This is a genomic window from Allokutzneria multivorans, from assembly GCF_039537405.1.
Taxonomy (GTDB): domain Bacteria; phylum Actinomycetota; class Actinomycetes; order Mycobacteriales; family Pseudonocardiaceae; genus Allokutzneria; species Allokutzneria multivorans.
Map to the genome: position 1 here is coordinate 40,390 of NZ_BAABAL010000006.1, position 16,904 is coordinate 57,293.

15 protein-coding genes and 1 tRNA gene are annotated in these 16,904 nt (G+C 69.9%); 9 read left to right on the forward strand and 7 right to left on the reverse strand.

Annotation, left to right across the window (positions count from 1 at the left end):
• The first annotated feature begins 81 nt into the window (after nucleotides 1-81).
• Nucleotides 82-1,506, forward strand: a complete 1,425-nt coding sequence (locus ABD798_RS09900; protein ID WP_344873040.1) for a hypothetical protein — start codon at nucleotides 82-84, stop codon at nucleotides 1,504-1,506.
• Complete coding sequence (locus ABD798_RS09905) at nucleotides 1,506-2,252, forward strand: class F sortase (RefSeq protein ID WP_344873041.1); 747 nt, start codon at nucleotides 1,506-1,508, stop codon at nucleotides 2,250-2,252. Before ABD798_RS09900 ends, ABD798_RS09905 begins: the two co-directional genes overlap by 1 nt.
• 46 nt (nucleotides 2,253-2,298) lie before the next feature.
• On the opposite strand, the gene ABD798_RS09910 is transcribed toward ABD798_RS09905, so the two are convergent.
• Nucleotides 2,299-3,279: a PQQ-dependent sugar dehydrogenase gene (locus tag ABD798_RS09910; protein ID WP_344873043.1), complete on the reverse strand. Its 981-nt coding sequence runs from the start codon at nucleotides 3,277-3,279 to the stop codon at nucleotides 2,299-2,301.
• A gap of 225 nt (nucleotides 3,280-3,504) precedes the next feature.
• On the opposite strand from ABD798_RS09910, the gene pqqA reads away from it, so the two are divergent.
• From pqqA to pqqB, 5 genes are all read left to right on the forward strand, one after another.
• Complete coding sequence (gene pqqA, locus ABD798_RS09915; protein WP_086819453.1) at nucleotides 3,505-3,594, forward strand: pyrroloquinoline quinone precursor peptide PqqA; 90 nt, start codon at nucleotides 3,505-3,507, stop codon at nucleotides 3,592-3,594.
• A gap of 78 nt (nucleotides 3,595-3,672) precedes the next feature.
• Nucleotides 3,673-4,377 carry a pyrroloquinoline-quinone synthase PqqC gene (gene pqqC / locus ABD798_RS09920; protein ID WP_344873046.1) on the forward strand — a complete coding sequence of 235 codons (705 nt, stop codon included), beginning with the start codon at nucleotides 3,673-3,675 and terminating at the stop codon, nucleotides 4,375-4,377.
• The gene (pqqD, locus tag ABD798_RS09925) at nucleotides 4,364-4,642 is read left to right on the forward strand and encodes a pyrroloquinoline quinone biosynthesis peptide chaperone PqqD (RefSeq protein ID WP_344873048.1); all 279 of its coding nucleotides are present in this window, start codon (nucleotides 4,364-4,366) and stop codon (nucleotides 4,640-4,642) included. The genes pqqC and pqqD overlap by 14 nt, the downstream gene beginning before the upstream one ends.
• Nucleotides 4,630-5,718, forward strand: a complete 1,089-nt coding sequence (gene pqqE / locus ABD798_RS09930; RefSeq protein WP_344873051.1) for a pyrroloquinoline quinone biosynthesis protein PqqE — start codon at nucleotides 4,630-4,632, stop codon at nucleotides 5,716-5,718. The genes pqqD and pqqE overlap by 13 nt, the downstream gene beginning before the upstream one ends.
• Nucleotides 5,715-6,629: a pyrroloquinoline quinone biosynthesis protein PqqB gene (gene pqqB / locus ABD798_RS09935; RefSeq protein WP_344873053.1), complete on the forward strand. Its 915-nt coding sequence runs from the start codon at nucleotides 5,715-5,717 to the stop codon at nucleotides 6,627-6,629. The genes pqqE and pqqB overlap by 4 nt, the downstream gene beginning before the upstream one ends.
• Nucleotides 6,630-6,880: 251 nt before the next feature.
• Here the strand turns inward: pqqB and ABD798_RS09940 are convergent.
• From ABD798_RS09940 to ABD798_RS09955, 4 genes are all read right to left on the reverse strand, one after another.
• Nucleotides 6,881-6,957, reverse strand: a tRNA-Leu gene (locus ABD798_RS09940).
• A gap of 111 nt (nucleotides 6,958-7,068) precedes the next feature.
• The gene (locus ABD798_RS09945) at nucleotides 7,069-8,265 is read right to left on the reverse strand and encodes an ATP-grasp domain-containing protein (protein WP_344873055.1); all 1,197 of its coding nucleotides are present in this window, start codon (nucleotides 8,263-8,265) and stop codon (nucleotides 7,069-7,071) included.
• Nucleotides 8,266-8,585: 320 nt separating this feature from the next.
• Nucleotides 8,586-9,911, reverse strand: coding sequence for an NAD(P)/FAD-dependent oxidoreductase (locus tag ABD798_RS09950; RefSeq protein ID WP_344873057.1), 1,326 nt, complete (start codon nucleotides 9,909-9,911; stop codon nucleotides 8,586-8,588).
• 347 nt (nucleotides 9,912-10,258) lie between these two features.
• A complete protein-coding gene (locus ABD798_RS09955) occupies nucleotides 10,259-10,990 on the reverse strand; it encodes a uracil-DNA glycosylase (protein WP_344873059.1) in 732 nt (243 codons plus the stop codon).
• Nucleotides 10,991-11,077: 87 nt separating this feature from the next.
• On the opposite strand from ABD798_RS09955, the gene ABD798_RS09960 reads away from it, so the two are divergent.
• The gene (locus ABD798_RS09960) at nucleotides 11,078-12,583 is read left to right on the forward strand and encodes a S10 family peptidase (RefSeq protein WP_344873061.1); all 1,506 of its coding nucleotides are present in this window, start codon (nucleotides 11,078-11,080) and stop codon (nucleotides 12,581-12,583) included.
• Nucleotides 12,584-12,635: 52 nt separating this feature from the next.
• Here the strand turns inward: ABD798_RS09960 and ABD798_RS09965 are convergent, their stop codons facing one another.
• Entirely contained in the window at nucleotides 12,636-13,589 is a 954-nt protein-coding gene (locus ABD798_RS09965; protein ID WP_344873063.1) for a Ppx/GppA phosphatase family protein, read from the reverse strand.
• Between the two features lie 56 nt (nucleotides 13,590-13,645).
• The gene (locus tag ABD798_RS09970; RefSeq protein WP_344873065.1) at nucleotides 13,646-14,908 is read right to left on the reverse strand and encodes a lytic transglycosylase domain-containing protein; all 1,263 of its coding nucleotides are present in this window, start codon (nucleotides 14,906-14,908) and stop codon (nucleotides 13,646-13,648) included.
• Nucleotides 14,909-15,138: 230 nt separating this feature from the next.
• Here ABD798_RS09970 and ABD798_RS09975 point away from each other — a divergent pair, with 230 nt between their 5' ends.
• Complete coding sequence (locus tag ABD798_RS09975; protein WP_344873067.1) at nucleotides 15,139-16,758, forward strand: acyl-CoA dehydrogenase family protein; 1,620 nt, start codon at nucleotides 15,139-15,141, stop codon at nucleotides 16,756-16,758.
• Nucleotides 16,759-16,904: the final 146 nt, after the last annotated feature.

A 16,904-nucleotide genomic window follows, 5' to 3' on the forward strand; every position in this document is an offset into this window, starting at 1 on the left:
GGCTTGTGACCTGTCCGGGGCGCGGAAACCATCGTCGGGTGCCGTACACGTGATCGGCATCAAGATCAACCGAGGAGCCATATGTCTGGCCAACGGCTGGGCCACCGCAGGCTGCTCGCGGGTGTTGCCGCGAGCGCACTGCTCACCATCGCCGGATCGCTGGCACTGCCGGCCGTCGCGGTCGCGTCCGGAGAGAAGCTGGGGCAGCACACCGAAGCCCAGCCCTACAAGAACAACCCCGAGCCCAAGGACTGGCTGGGCTCCTACGACTGGCGCGGCAAGCAGGTGTGGTGCGTGCGCTTCGGGCTCAACGTGCCCGACGACGGCATCGAGTACACCCAGGCGAACGGGCCGCTGACCAACAAGTGGGGCGAGCCGCTCGGCAAGGACGTCCCGGCGAAGATCTCCTACCTGCTGCTCCGCTACCAGGACACCGCTGCCGCGCACGAGGCCGCCGCGCTGGCGCACGTGCTGCACGTGTGGACCTCGGGCACCACCGACGCGGGCAGGCTCGACCCGTCCAACGCCTTCGACACCGTCGGCTACGACGAGAAGTTCCACTTCGACCGGCTCTCCGACGAGGCCAAGACCTCGGTCGGCGCGCTGCGCGAGGACGCCGACGCGCACTTCGGGCCGTGGAAGGTCCAGCTGACCGCGCCCAAGGACGACCAGATCATCGGCAAGGCGGGCAAGTGGCAGCTGAGCGTGGTCTCGGCGACGGGCAAGCCGGTCGGCGACGTCCCGGTGAAGCTCGCGGCCACCGACGGCACGCTGGGCGGCGGGGAAGCCGCCCGGACCCCGAAGGACGGCAAGCCGCTGAGCATCGCGCTGACCCCGACCGGTGAGGCGCCGAAGCTGACCGCCTCGGTGGAGAACCCCAACGCCGACCCGGTGCTGCTGATCCCGTCGAACCCGAAGGCGCAGCAGATCATCACCACCGGCGGGCAGAGCACCGCGAAGGCCGAGGCCGATGCGAAGGCCCGCACCGCCCCGGGCATCGTCAAGCTGAGCAAGGTCGACGCCGCCACCGCGAAGGGCGTCGCCGGAGTCGCGCTGCGGGTGACCGCGGCCGACAAGACCTCGGCGCTGGAGAAGCAGGACGGCTCCAAGCTCGTCGGCGCGGACGGCAAGCCGGCGGTGCTGCAGACCGGGCAGGATGGGCTGGTGACCATCGCCGACCTGAAGACGCCGCAGGAGGCGTGCCTCATCGAGGTGGCCCCCGCTCCCGGCTACGAGGAGGGCTTCGACCCCTCGGCGCCGCCGACCGTGTGCGGGAAGCTGACGCCGGGGGCGACGCTCGCGCTCACCCTGACCAACAAACCGAACACGCCGAAGATCACCGTGCCGAAGACCATCCCCGCCGGTGACCTCGGCGAGCTGGCCCTGGTCAGCGGTGCCACGACGACCAGCGTGAGCACCGCGGCGCTCGCGGGCACCGGTGTCCTCGGCGCGACGGCCGGGGCGCTCGTCCTGATGGTGCGGCGCGGCAGGGGCGCCCGCCGGTGATGGCGAAGGAACAGTCGCTCTACCCGAGCCGGGCCGGTCTTGGTGGTCGCACCAAGGCCGGCATCGGCCTGTTCGTCGTCGCCGCGGTCGCGGCAGCGATGGGGGTCGCCGGGCTGGACCTGCGGACCTCCGTCACCGGTGAGGCCGTCGACTCGGCCGAGCGGCCGCCGGTGCAGCTGCTGCCGGGCACGGACCTGAGCGACTCCAGCACGAGCGTGCGCCGTTGGGGCCTGCCCGGCGGCGTGATCAGTGCTCCGGCTCCGCCCGCTCCGGTCTCCCCCGAGCAGCCGTCCGGGCAGAAGCCTGGCACGGTGCGGCTGCCCGGTGGTGGCACGGCGACGTTGGTGCGCAAGGAGATCGGGCCCGACGCGACCCTCCCGGTGCCCGAGGGCGTCCGCGAGGCGACGTGGTGGGGTGCGGGGCTCGGCGCTCCGAGCGGGGCGACGCTGCTGGCGGGCCACGTGAACTTCCGCGGCTCCGTCGGTCCCTTCAACGAGCTGTGGAAGGCCGAGCAGGGCCAGGACGTCACGGTCGCCGAATCGAGCGCCGCGGGCGGCAAGGTGTTCCGCTACAAGATCAACGAGATCATCACGCTGCACAAGAACGAGCTGCCCGAGTCGGCCGATCGGCTGTTCTCGCAGCAGGGGCCGCACCGGCTGGTGCTGGTGACCTGCGGGGGCCGGTGGGTCGGCGGCGATCTCGGCTACAACGAGAACCGCATCGTGGTGGCGACACCGCAGGTGTGACGACGGGCCGGAGTCCACTGCGGACTCCGGCCCGCTCGCGCCGGCGTCAGTTGCCGTCGGCGCGGTGGATCGCCGTCGGAGTGATCACGTACAGCGAGCCGTCCGGCGCGGCCTCGACCGCGCGGGTCCTGCCGAGGCCCGTGTAGAGCTTCGAGCCCGCGCCCGAGGTGGTCAGCTTGTACGTGCCGCCCTTGAGCGAGGCCATGTACAGGCTGCCCTTGAAGTACTCCAGCCCGCTGGGCGTCGCCGCCGAGGTGGCCCAGCTCTTCACCGGGTTGGTCATGCCCGCCGTGGAGCAGGCGCCCTCGCAGGTCGGCCAGCCGTAGTTCTTCCCGGCCTCCACCTTGTTCAGCTCGTCGAGCTTGCTGGCCCCGATGTCGCTGACGTAGAGCTGGTCGCCGGCCCATGCCAGGCCCTGCACGTTGCGGAATCCCTTGGCGTAGACCACGGAACCCGGTTTCGGGTTGCCGGGCGCGGGCTTGCCGTCCTTGGTCATCCGCAGCACCTTGCCCGCGAGCGAGGCGTCGTTCTGCGAGTTGGAGCCGTTCTGCGCGTCGCCGGTGCCCGCGTAGAGGTGGCCGTCCGGACCGAACTCCAGCCTGCCGCCCTGGTGGTTCTGCGCACCCCTGGGGATGCCGGTCAGGATCGGCTGCGGGGTCTGCCCGAGCTTGAGCTTGGCGATGCGGTTGTCGCTGGTGGTCGTGTAGTAGACGAACACGGTCTGGTCGGTGGCGTAGTCGGGCGAGACCGCGATGCCGAGCAGGCCGCCCTCGTTGCTGGTGGTCACCACCCCGGGGATCTTCTGGACCTCGCTGAGCTTGCCCGCCTTGTCGAGCTTGCGGATCCTGGCGTTGTTGCGCTCGGTGAACAGCGCGCTGCCGTCGGGGAGGAAGTCCAGCCCCCACGCCTGGCTCAGCCCGCCCACGATCTGGCTGATCGCCCTCGGCTCCTCGGCGCTCGCGTGCGCCGCCGTGCCGAGCGCGAGGGCCGCGACGACCCCGACGACCGCGCCACTCCTCTTGTTCATCTTCTCTCCTCGCTAGCCACACCAGCCGCGCGGATTGCGCAGGGACGGATTCATGTACATAAACTTCAATGCGAATCCGGAGAACCAGGGAAGCGCTATCCCGAGAGGTGCGTCAAGAGGTAAAGGTAGTTTCCGAAACGTACCTCCAGGGTCTGGCGTTTCCCGGCGAACGGCCCTACGGTTGTGACGTCCACCACGCCCAAGTTGATCGATGAGGAGTGGTCCGTGGAGAACACCGAACACCTTGAGTGGGTCATGCCCGACTTCGTCGAGTACGACACTCCAATGGAGGTCACCGCCTACGCGGCACGGTGACGACGAGCGCCGTGCGTTGCGACCTGAACTGGCGGCGGTCTGGTCGCAACGCACGGTTTTTCTGCTGTTAGGAGTTCGGTGAGCACGAAACCGCGGTCGGAAGAAGAATTCGTAACCGCATTACGCGGACTGGCGCCGCACTACTGGGGGTCACATCCTTTTCACCGCAGACTGCATTCGGGTGAACTGAGCCGGGACGAGTTGCGGAGATGGGCGGCGAACCGCTGGTACTACCAGTGCGTGCTGCCACAGAAAGACGCCGCGATCATTTCCAACTGCCCGCTGGCCGAGGTCAGGCGACTGTGGGTGGACCGCATCGTCTACCACGACGGGGCCGCCGACGGAGAGGGCGGCGCGGAGAAGTGGCTGCGGCTCTGCGAGGCCGTCGGGCTGAGCAGGGACGAGGTGCTCGACCAGCGGCACGTGCTGCCCGGAGTGCGCTTCGCCGTGGACGCCTACGTGGACTTCGCCCGGCGCAAGCCGTGGGTCGAGGCCGTCGCGTCCGGGCTGACCGAGATGTTCTCCGGGCACCTGATGCGGCGCAGGGTGACCGACATGCTGGCGAACTACGACTGGATCGACCGCGCGGACCTGGCGTACTTCACCACCCGAATCGAGGCGGTCTCCGGCGAGGGCAAGCAGACCCTGGACCTCGTCGTGAAGCACTGCGTGACGCGTGAGCAGCAGGACCTCGCGGTGCGGGCGCTGTCGTTCAAGTGCGATGTGCTGTGGAGCATCCTCGACGCGCTCGAACTCGCTGGGGCACAACGTGATCAGCGCTGAGCAGCGACCACGGCACCGGCGCGGGGTGCGCCTGAGCTTCGACCGCGTCCGGCAGGCCCACGTGTTGTTGTTCCCGGAGGGCGTGCTCATGCCGAACGCGACGGCGGTGGCAGTGCTCGAACTCTGCGACGGCGAGCGCACGGTCTCCGAGATCGTCTCGGCGCTGTCCGAGACCTACAAGGGCGTTCGGATCGAGGACGTGCAGAAGGTGTTGGCGCGCTTCGTGGAACGGCACGTCGTGGAGGTGGCCCCGTGCCGGACGTAGCCGCACCCCTTGGCCTGCTCGCCGAGCTGACGCATCGCTGCCCCCTGCACTGCCCGTACTGCTCCAACCCGCTCGAACTCATTGCGCGCCAACAGGAACTGAGCACCGAGCAGTGGTGCTCAGTGCTCGACCAAGCACGCGATCTCGGCGTCCTGCAGGTCCACCTCTCCGGCGGAGAACCGTTGGCGCGCAACGACCTCCCCGAGATCGTCAGCCATGCCAGGAGCCTCGGCTGCTACGTGAACCTGGTGACCTCGGGCGTCGGACTGACCACGCCGCGCCTGGCTGATCTCGTCGAGCGCGGCATCGACCACGTGCAGCTCTCCCTCCAGGGCGCTTCGGAGAGCAGCAACAACGCCATCGCGGGCGCGCGGGTGTTCAAGCACAAGCTCGTCGCGGCGGAGGCTGTGGCCGAGGTCGGGGTGCCGCTGACCGTGAACACCGTGCTGCACAGGCGAAATCACGGCGAGATCGCCGAGTTGATCGCGACGGCGGAACGGCTCGGCGCGGAACGGCTCGAACTCGCCAACACCCAGTACTACGGCTGGGCCCTGCGCAACCGCACGGCGTTGATGCCCACGCGGGAACAGCTCGACGCGGCGGAGCCGATCGTGCGCGAGGCGACCGAGCGGCTCGCGGGCACGATGCAGATCGTCTACGTGGTGGCCGACTACGCCGACGCGCACCCGAAGCCCTGCATGCACGGATGGGGCGCGCGTCAGCTCACCGTCGCGCCGGACGGCACCGTGCTCCCCTGCCCCGCCGCCACCGCGATCACCACGCTCGAACTTTCGTCCATTGTGGACACTCCGCTCGCGGACATCTGGTACTCCTCCAGTTCCTTCAACGCTTTTCGTGGAACCGACTGGATGAGCGAGCCGTGCAGGGGCTGCCCGCGCAAGGACACCGACTTCGGCGGCTGCCGGTGCCAGGCGTTCCTGCTGACCGGGGACGCCACCGCGACCGACCCGGTCTGCTCGCTCTCGCCCAACCGCGGCGTGGTCGACCAGATCCTGGCCGAGCAGCCGCCGGTCGAGGTCGAACTCACGATGCGAGCGCCCGGGAGAGTCCGATGAAGGTGGTCCTGCTCGGAACGGCGGCGGGCGGCGGCTTCCCGCAGTGGAACTGCGCGTGCCGGATGTGCGCCGCGTGCCGCGCTGGGGAGGTCACGGCACGCACGCAGGACTGCATCGCGGTGAGCCCGACCGGGCGCGGGTGGTTCCTGGTCAACGCCTCCCCCGACATCCGCGCGCAGATCGTGTCCACGCCGGAGTTCACGCCAGGCCCCGGCCCGCGTGACACCCCGCTGAGCGGAGTCCTGCTCACCGACGCGGAGCTGGACCACACGCTCGGCCTGCTGATGCTGCGCGAGGGCGGCGGCCTGCGCGTGTGGGCTCCTCCCGCCGTCGCGCACGCGCTCGAACACGACTTCGGCGTGCGCGGCGTGGTGGCGCGCTATCGCCAGTGGGACTGGGAGATCGCCGAGCCCGGCGCGGAGTTCGAGGTCGTCGAGCCCGGCGGCGCCCGGCTGCTGGTGACCGCGATCCCGGTGAGCGGCAAGCGCCCGCGCTACGCCGCCGAATCGACCGCTGAGGGCCCCTGGGTGTGCGCGTACCGGATCAGCGACCCGGTGACCGGCGGAGCGCTGCTGTACGCGCCCTGCCTGGCCTCGTGGCCCGAGGGCTTCGACGAGCTGGTGGCCGGCGTGGACTGCGTCGTCCTGGACGGCACCTTCCACTCCGCGCAGGAGATGCCCGGTGCCACGGGGAGCGCGGTCGGCGGCGGGGAGCAGAAGTCCATGGGGCACATCCCGATCAGCGGCCCTGAGGGCAGCCTGGAGGTGCTGCGGGCCCATCGGGGGACGCGGCGGATCTACACGCACCTCAACAACACCAATCCGGTGCTGGACAAGGGTTCCGCGGAGCACGCCGAGCTGGCGGCGGTGGGCGTCGAGGCTCCGGCGGACGGAACCGCCTTCGAACTGTGACCTGCCGGAGTCGTGATCGAGATCACCGGGCGGCGACCGCCGCACCTTTCGCGCCCGTCCGAACCCGGTGATCATCCGAGCCGGGCTCACGATCCGTGGTCGGCGCACCCGGACGAGTGCTCGACCAAGATCATCAGCGCGCGCTCGGTGCTACGTGCAGTGATCGTGAAAACTGGCCGCTGACCAGCGGCGAAAGGATTCTGCTAGGGTTCTGGACGATCTTGGTCCGGCGTTTCGGACCGGCGACGCGATGGTGCCCCCGATCGGATTCGAACCGACACTCTGACCCTTTTAAGGGGCCTGCCTCTACCGATTGGGCTACGGGGGCAGCGGGCAGCCTAAACAATCAACCCCGCTTTGCGGGAGCCGTACGTGACAAGTCGCCCATGAGGCCCAATTTCTGTAACGCCGCCGACCGGCCATCCGGCGGAGGACCCGATCAGCGCGTGCCTCGTGCGGCGCCCAGCTCGGCGAACCTCGTCGCGACCCAGTCGTGCACGGCCTCGGACACCTCGGAGCTGCCCGCCCGGTGCTCGAACCAGCGCCAGTCGCAGCTGACGTTGACCTCGAGGAAGACGTGCTCCGAGCCGGTCACCAGCAGGTCGAAGGCCGCGACCTGGACCCGCCAGTGCCGAGCCAGGGCGCGCAGCCGCTGAGCCAGCGCGTCCGGGATCTCCGCCCTGGTGACCGTCACCGCGTCCGGGTCGACCCACAGCTGCGCCGGGTCGAGCTTGTCGACGCGGTAGGCGATCAGCTTCTCGCCCACCACGAAGACCCGCAGCTCGCCCTCGGAGGACACGTACTGCTGCACGATCACCGGAGCGGGCTCGGGAACGTCACCGGCCCTGCTGGTGTCCAGCGGACGAGGGAAGAGCCCGTGCAGCGCGCCGGGCCTCGGTTCGAGCAGGTGGTGCCCCGCGGTCTTGACGATGCACTGGCCGCCACCGGGCCTGCTGCGCCCGGGCTGGGTGGTCACGGCGGTCCTGGGCACGCGCAAGCCGAACGCCTGGGCGTCGGTGAGCTGGGTCAGCCGGTCCAGGTGGCAGGTCGCCCGCGTCGGGTTGACGTGCTCCCAGTCGGTCCGGCCGGAGAGCCAGTTGGCGACAGAGCGCCACTGGTCCACCGAGTACGACCCGTTGATCGTGCGCGGGTCGACCGGAACGGCGGTGAGGTCGAAGTGCCTGCGCCACACCAGCATCGGCCGCAGCAGCCGCTGGTCGAGCTCGATCAGCGGGGCGTCGGTGTAGACCGTCAGCGCCAGGTTGAGGCAGCGGTCGGCGTCCACGCGGGCCATCCGGATGCCGCGCTCGGCCAACGCCAGGGAGAGCTCGTTCATCTCCATGTCGGCGGCCCTGGCGAGCACCAGCACGCACGGCACCGGGTCCCCGTCGTCGTCGACGAGGCCCATCTCGTGCACCCGCTCCTGGAAGTCCAGGCAGGTGTTCGGGGACCGGTAGTAGTAGTCCTGGCCCTGCAACAGCAGCGGAGCGGGCCGTGGTGAGGTCGTCGCAGGAGCGGGAGTCACCGGAGAGGGAGCCGCGGGTGCGGCGGACGTGGTCGCGGGTGCGGCGGGCCCTGCGGCCGGCTGGTGGGGTGGGAACAGGGCGCCCTCCTGCTCCCACCCGACACTCGACATCTCTAGTCGTCCTTCTTGCGGAAGACCTTCCGCGCCTTGGCGTACTCCGAGGCGTAGTCGGCGAGCGCGCTGTCGTCGGCTCTGCCCTGGCGGACCAGGGCGGCCAACTCCTCGATCGACATATGCGGTCACCTCTTCTCCGGTGTGATGCCTCACACGTTCAGGTGATGCACCTCGCGTAGTCTCGGTTTCAACCTAACGCAATGTCAAGGCAACCTTAAATTACCGTCCACTGTCCGGGCTGTCGACGCGAGCCGTTCGGACCACCGTGACACCGGGTGCCTTACAAGATCGCTACCGGGCCGTACCGGGCGCTCTAGTCAGCTCCTAGCTGCGCGAACGAAATCCGCCTTCGGATCGTTGATCTGCCCGAGCGAGACGACCTCGCGCCGGAACAGCAGCGCCAGGGTCCAGTCCATAACGATTCGGAACTTGCGGTTGAAGGTCGGCATGCGGCTCATGTGGTAGGTCCGGTGGATGAACCAGGCCGGGAATCCCTTGACCCGCACGCCGAACAGCTCCGCGACGCCCCGGTAGAGGCCGAGGCTGGCGACCGACCCGACGTGCTTGTGGCGGTAGGGCTTCGGCTGCTTCCCGCGCAGCACCGCGACGATGTTGTCGGCCATCTGCCGGGCCTGGCGGACCGCGTGCTGGGCCGACGGGCTGCACATCGCCTGCGGGTCCTGCTCGACCTTGGCCAGGTCCGGGACCGCCGAGCAGTCACCGGCCGACCACGCGTCGCGCAGTCCCTCGATCTGGGTAGTGGAGGTGCAGCGCACCCGGCCCCGCGAATCCCTCGGCAGGTCGGTGTTCTCCAGCACCGGGTTTGCCTTCACCCCGGCCGTCCAGATGATCGTCTCCGAGTCGAACTCGGTGCCGTCGTCGAGCACCACGTGCCCGTCGACCATGCTCTTCACCCTGGTGTCGAGGTAGACCTGGATACCGCGCTCGGCGAGGCGCTCCACCGTGTAGACGCCCATCCTCGGGCTCACCTCGGGCATCACGCGGCCGGTCGCCTCGACCAGCACCCAGCGCATGTCCTCGGGCTTGATGTTCTCGTAGTAGCGGGTCGCGTAGCGCGACATGTCCTCGAGCTCGGCGAGCGCCTCGATGCCCGCGTAGCCGCCGCCGATCACCACGAAGGTCAGCAGCCTGCGGCGCAGCTCGGGGTCGAGCGTGGTCGCCGCGAGGTCCATGCGCGAGAGGACGTGGTTGCGCAGCAGGATCGCCTCGCCGACCGTCTTGAAGCCGATGCCCCGCTCGGCGAGGCCCGGGATCGGCAGGGTCCTGGCGACCGAGCCGAGCGCGGACACGAGCACGTCGTAGCCCAGCTCCTCGACGTGGCCGTCCGGCAGCTCGACCGTGGCGACCTTGTCCGCGTGGCTGATCTTGGTGACCCGGCCGGTCAGCACGTGGCAGCGCTTGAGCGCCTTGCGCAGCGGGACCACGACGTGCCGGGGCTCGATGGAACCAGCCGCCGCCTCCGGGAGGAAGGGCTGGTAGGTCATGTGCGGCTGGGGGTCGACGACGGTGACCGACGCTTCACCGGCTTTCAGCTTGGACTGCAGCCGCAGCGCGGTGTACATGCCGACGTAACCGCCGCCGACGACCAGAATGCGAGTGGGTTGAGACCTCACAGCAGCCATACGCGAATGGTCGCACCCAGGCGTGCGCGACGCCGGGCAAAACGCACGTGTCCTGCCCCTCAGGGCAAGGGAAACCGCAGGTCGTCCCGCGAACGTGGCCAGGCGCACACCCTCACTCGAACACCTCGACCGCACCCCCTTCGCCAGCGGTGATCACCCCACCACCCCGAGTCACCGCGACCGTTGTTCCCCGCATGACCCCTTCAGGTGCTTGGTGGCCCTGAACGACCCGTTCAGTGCGCTCAACGCACCAAACGCGGCGTTGGTGGTGCGGCGTGTGCCCAGGCGTTCCGCACATCGGGGTGTTCCGCGTTGCGCGGAACGCGCCGTTTTGCGGAACGGCCTGGTCAGGCGAGGCCTGCGGTGTGCTTCGCGGCGGTGAGGACGGCTTCGACCATCGCGGGGGTCAGGCGGCCGGACATCGTGTTGCGCTGGCTGACGTGGTAGCAGCCGAACAGGGTCAGCGGCGGGCCGCCGTCGGTGGCGGGGAGGTCGACGCGGGCGCCATGGCCGAACTTGGGGCGCGGCACGGGCACGGTCCACGACGAGGACGCCAGGACGGGGAGCAGCGCCTGCCAGCCGAAGGCGCCGAGCACGACGACGGCGCGCAGGGTCGGGCGGAGCAGGCGGAGTTCGGCGCTGAGCCAGTGGCGGCAGTTGTCGCGCTCGGCCGGGGTCGGCTTGTTCTCCGGCGGCGCGCAGCGGACGGGGGCGGCCATGCGCGTGCCGATGAGGCGGAGGCGGTCGTCGCGGAGCCCGGTGGCGGGGTGGACGGCCTCGGCCTGGGTGGCGAGCCCGACGGCGTGCATGGCGGCGAACAGGACGTCGCCGGAGCGGTCACCGGTGAACATGCGGCCGGTGCGGTTGGCGCCGTGTGCGGCCGGGGCGAGGCCGACGATCCCCAGCGCGGCGTCGGCGGGGCCGAAGCCGGGCACGGGCCTGCCCCAGTACTCGTGGTCGCGGAAGGCGGCGCGCTTGACGACGGCGACCTCCTCGCGCCAGGCGACGAGGCGGGGGCAGGCGCGGCACGAGATCACGGCGGCGTCGAGCGCTTCGAGATCCGGAGGAACGGGGTCCACGCCGAACAGGGTGCCCGAGGTAACGGATGGGCAAAACAGTTGCTGAGTTCAACTAATAACTGGTGACGCGCGAGCTAAGGTCGCGTCATGCCAGCGAAAGACGCCAAGGAGCCGAAGGGCACCAGCGACAAGGAGCTCGACACCGAGACAGCGGCACCGTCTCGGCAGGACGAGCCGGTCGACGACCTGGTGACCACACGGCACGCCCTGACCATCAAGCGCCGCAAGCTGAACTACACCGCGACCGCGGGACGCGTCGTGCTCCGCAAGGAGGTGCACACCGACGGCACCTTCGACGGGCACAAGCCCAAGGCCGAGGTCTTCTTCACCTCCTACACCGTGGACGGCGGCGCGGCCGACCGGCCGGTGACGTTCGCGTTCAACGGTGGCCCGGGCTCGTCGAGCGTCTGGCTGCACATGGGCGTGCTCGGCCCCAAGCGCGTGCTGAGCGGCGACGCGGGCGATCTGACCCCGCCGCCCTACGGCCTCACCGACAACGCAGAAACCCTGCTGGCGCACAGCGATCTGGTGTTCATCGACCCCGTGTCCACCGGCTACTCGCGCGCGGCGGCCGGGGAGAAGCCGGGCGAGCACCACGGCTACACCGGCGACCTGGAGACAGTCGCCGAGGTGATCCGCCTGTGGACCTCGCGCAACGGCCGCTGGATGTCGCCGAAGTTCCTCGCGGGCGAGTCCTACGGCACCCTGCGCGCGGCGGGCCTGGCGGAGTACCTGCAAACGCGATTCGGCATGTACCTCAACGGACTCATGCTGATCTCGTCCGTGCTGGACATGGGCACGATCCGGTTCACCCCCGGCAACGACCAGCCGCACGCGCTGTTCCTGCCGACCTACGCCGCGATCGCGCACTACCACGGCCTGCACGGCGATCGGCCCCTCGCGGAGGTTCTCGCCGAGGCCGAGGAGTACGCCGCGGGCGACTTCCTGTGGGCGCTGGCCCGTGGCTCCAGGCTGACCGCCGAGGAGCGCGCGGAGGCCGTCCAGAAGGTGGCCTCGCTGACCGGTCTGTCCACCGACTACGTGGACCGCGTGAACCTGCGCATCGAGCACGTCCGCTTCTACACGGAGCTGCTGCGCTCGCGCGGGCTCGTGGTCGGCAGGCTCGACGGCCGCTTCACCGGCTGGGAGCGCGACGGCGGTGTCGAGGCTTACGGCTCCGACCCGTCGATGACCGCGATCACCGGCCCGTACTCCGCCGCGCTGAACCACTACGTGCGCACGGAACTGGGCTACTCCAACGACCTTCCCTACGAGGTCCTCTCGCGGGCCGTGCACCCGTGGTCCTACAAGGAGTTCGAGAACCGGCACGTGACCGTGTCCGGGAAGCTCGCGGAAGCCATGCGCGCCAACCCCTTCCTCAAGGTGCACGTGGCTTCGGGCTACCACGACGGCGCGACGCCGTACTTCGCGGCCGAGCAGGTGTTGGCGCAGCTGCAAATTCCTGACGAGCTGCGCGGCAACATCGAGGTGAAGTACTACGAAGCGGGCCACATGATGTACGTGCACGAGCCCTCGCGCATCCAGCAGTCCGCGGACTTGGCCGCCTTCGTGAAGGCCGCCTCGAACCGCTAGCCGGCGAAGCTGTTCGCGGGTTTTTCGTTGCCCGCGAACAGCTTTCCCGAAATCAGGCGAGCGAGAGCGCGATGCCGTCGAGGATGTCGTGCTCGCTGGCGATGAGTTCGGTGATGCCCGCGCGCTTGGCGAACTCGTCGGAGAGGGAGCGCAGCACGAGCGCCCCGCCGTTGATCACATCGACCCGGCCGGGGTGCATGGGGCCGAGGGCGGCGCGCTCGTCGTGGGGCATGGTGAGCAGGCGGTCGGACACCTGGTGCACGGTGTCGAGCGGCATGCGGTGCAGGTGCACGCGCTCGGAGTCGTACTCCGGCAGGTCCTGCGCGACGGCGGCGATCGTGGTGATGGTGCCCGCGACACCGACCCAGGTGCGGGCCTCGCGCACGTCCACGGCCTCGAAAGCCTCGGCGAGGATCTCGGCGACGACGCGTTCGGCCTCGGCGCGCTGCTCGGCGGTGGGCGGGTCCTCGTGCAGACAGCGCTCAGTGATCCGGACGCAGCCGACGTCGACGGAGCGGGCGGCGGTGATCTCGGCGCGCACGCCGTCCCACGTGCCGACAACGACTTCGGTGGAGCCGCCGCCGATGTCGGTCACGACGAACGGACCGTCCTCGGGTTCGAGGTCGCCGACGGCGCCGGTGAAGGACAGCCGGGCCTCCTCGTCGCCGCTGATCACCTCGGCCTCGGCGCCGAGCGTGGCGCGGACCATGCCGAAGAAGTCCTCGCGGTTGCTCGCGTCCCTGGTCGCTGAGGTCGCGGTCATCCGCACTCGCTCAGCGCCCTTGCGGCGCAGCACCGCGGTGTAGTCGGCGAGCGCGGCGCGCGTGCGCTCGATCGCCTCGGGCGCGAGCCGGCCGGTCGCGTCGACGCCCTGGCCGAGCCGGACGATCCGCATCTCCCGGTGCACGTCGCGCAGCCAGCGGCTGCCGTCCTCGCGCACGGTCACATCGGCGACGAGCAGCCGGATCGAGTTGGTCCCACAGTCGATCGCTGCGACCCGTGGCATGCCGAACCTCCTACGGTGGGCGGATTTCCGCGCCAACCGTAGCGTTCGTCAGCGGCTCAGCGCGGCGCCGAGGTCATGGCGGGCCCGGGCTGCGCCTTGGAGGTCGGCGGGATCGGGCTGGCGCACGGGTTGGTGATCGGCGCCGAGGTCGACGTGGTCGGCTTCGGCGGCGTCGTGGAGGTCGTCGTGCTCGTCGACGTTGTCGTCGTCGGGCAGGACGGCGTCGTGGTGGTCGGCTTCGGGGACGTGGTGATCGGTCGAGCCGACGTGGTCGTCCACGGGTTCGTGGTCGTGGTCGACGTCGTGGTGGTCGTGGTCGGCTGCTGGCTGCCGGGGTCCGGCCCGGGCGGCGGCTGGTTGGGGTCCGGCGGAGGCGGCGGAGGCGGGACGGGCGGCGGAGCGCCCTGCGCCAGCACGTCCGGCGGGATCGGCGTGGTGGGCAACGGGTTCACGCCGGTCGCGTACGCGGCGGCCCACAGCAGGACCTTCTGCACGTAGACGTTGGAGTGGTTGTAGCGGAACACCGCCTGCACGAGCTGTGACGGGTCGAGCAGGTTCAGCCCGCCGGAGCAGAGGTACTTGCCGCTGGCCAACGCCGCGTCGTAGACGTTGTGGGGATTGGAAACCCCGTCGTTGTCGCCGTCGGCGGCGTAGAGGGCCCACGTGCTGGGAATGAACTGCATCGGGCCGACCGCGCGGTCCCAGACGGTGTCCCCGTCGAGCCTGCCGCCGTCGGTGTCGCTGATCGCCGCCATGCCGGGTCCGCCGTTGAGCACGGGGCCGAGGATGCGGCTGGTGGTGTTGCCGCGCAGGTCCACCGAGGAGTTCGCGTGCCTGGACTCGATGCGTCCGATGCCCGCGAGCACCGACCAGTGCAGGCCGCAGCCGGGCATCGTGGCCTGGAGCGTGCGGTCGGCTCGCATGTACGCGTCGAGCACGGTGCCGGGGATGCCGAGGGTGCCGCCGTCCGGTAACTCGGCGAAGGGGTCGTCGCTGAGCTGGCCGGGGTCGCGGAGCGCGTCGAGCAGCGTGGGGCTGATCGAGTCGTTCTGCGCGAGGCGACCACCGACACCGAGGTCCCCGGGGTAGCCGCGGAGCTTGGCGAGCAGGTCGCCGAGGGCGTACGCGGAGTTCGGGTCGCTGGGCGTGGTGGACGGGAGCGTGCCGAGCCCGACGACTCCGGCGAGCGCGGGCGGGACGATGAGCACTGCGGTGGCGGTCGCGGCGGCGGCCATGCGCCTGGCCTTGGACTTCAGCACGCGGCGCCTGCGGGCCTTGCGGAGCGCGGTCCTGCCGAGCGGCGCGTTGGAGGCTTCCACCAAGCACCCTCTCCTCAGAGTTGTCGCATCCCGTTGTCGCATAGCGTCGTCGCGTGACCCGCAGGCTCACCGTACCTACAAGTAGGTCGGTTGTTGAGGACTGTTCGTTATCTCGTCAGCGATTTCCCACCGATGTATCAATTCACTTAACAACTGCTTCACGGGGTGCCGCGCGGCGGTCACTCGGCGTGCCCTTCTGCTCGGCCAACGAGGTGGTTACTGTCGAGTACATGCCGCACGGGGACTTCGCCACGCACCAGGTCAGCAACCAGCCGGCCGCACTCGCGGACTTCGACGCCCTGGCCTGCGACCCCGCTCTGACCAGCACGATCGCCGACACGAAGCTGCTCGAACAGCTGCACGGAGCCGGTCGGCTCGCGGGCTCGGAGCAGGCGCGCGAGCACGGCAGGCTCGCCAACGAGAACCCGCCCGTTCTGCGCACCCACGACCGCTGGGGCAACCGCGTCGACGAGGTGGAGTTCCATCCTTCGTGGCACTGGCTGATGGGCCATGCGGTGGAACTGGGATTGCACGCTGCCCCCTGGGGCACAGATGTCGGCCCGGACGCGCACCTCGCTCGGGCAGCCGCGTTCTACCTGTGGAGCCAGGCGGAGTCCGGCCACGGCTGCCCCATCTCGATGACCTACGCGTCGATCCCCGCGCTGCGCCACTCCCCCGAGCTGGCCGAACGCTTCGAGCCCGGACTGCGCTCGCGCGTCTACGACTTCGGCCTCCGCGCGCCCGAAACCAAGGCGGGCCTGCTCGCGGGCATGTCGATGACGGAGAAGCAGGGCGGCAGTGATGTCCGCGCGAACACCACGACGGCGAAGCCGCTCGCTGACGGCAGCTACGAGCTGGTCGGGCACAAGTGGTTCACCTCCGCGCCGATGAACGACCTGTTCCTGACGCTCGCACAGGCTCCTGGCGGGTTGACGTGCTTCGTGCTGCCACGCGTGCTGCCCGACGGTTCGCGCAACGCGATTCGCTTGCAGCGCTTGAAGGACAAGCTCGGCAACAAGTCCAACGCATCGTCGGAGATCGAGTACGCGGGTGCGATCGGCTGGCGCGTCGGCGAGGAGGGGCGCGGGGTCCCGACGATCATCGAGATGGTGTCGATGACCCGGCTGGACTGCGTGATCGGCTCGGCGTCGACGGTGCGCGCCGCCCTGACCGAGGCCGCGCACCACGTCGCGCACCGCTCCGCGTTCGGGTCGCGCTTGGCCGACACTCCGCTGATGTCGGCCGTGGTGGCCGATCTGGCGCTGGAGTCCGAAGCCGCGACGCGGGTGGCGATGCGCCTCGCCCGCGCGGTGGACGCCGGGGAGCGGTCGCTGCTGCGCTTGGCGTTGCCGGTGTCGAAGTACTACGTGTGCAAGCGCTGCCCCATCGCGGTCGCGGAAGCCTTGGAATGCTTGGGCGGCAACGGTTACGTCGAGGAGTCGGGGTTGCCCCGGCTCTACCGGGACGCGCCGCTGAACTCGATCTGGGAAGGCTCGGGCAACGTGACGGCCCTGGATGCCTTGCGCGCCATGGCAAAGGATTCGTCCACAGTGGACGCTTTGCTGGCCGAGGTCGATCTCGCGGCCGGAGTCGACGCGCGACTGGACGCGGGCATCGCGGACCTCCGCAAGGAGCTCGCCGACCCGACGCCCGCGCGCGCACGACGCTTGGCCGAGCTGGCCGCCCTGTGCCTCCAGGGCTCCCTGCTGGCGCGGGAAGCCCCCAACGAGGTTTCCGACGCGTTCCTGGCGACCCGCTTCGGCTCAGAAGCCACGCGCACCTTCGGCACGCTCCCGCGCGGCCTCAACACCGCCGCGCTCGTAGAACGCGTGACGCCGACCGTGGCCTAAGCCCTGAACGGGTCGTTTGGTGCGTTGAGCGCACTGAACGGGTCGTTCAGCGCGCTCAACGCACTGAAGTAGGCGTTCGCGCGGGCGGGCGGGTCTAGGCCCTGTCCTGCAGCTCATGAGGTTCGCCGGTCTTCAAGACCACCCAA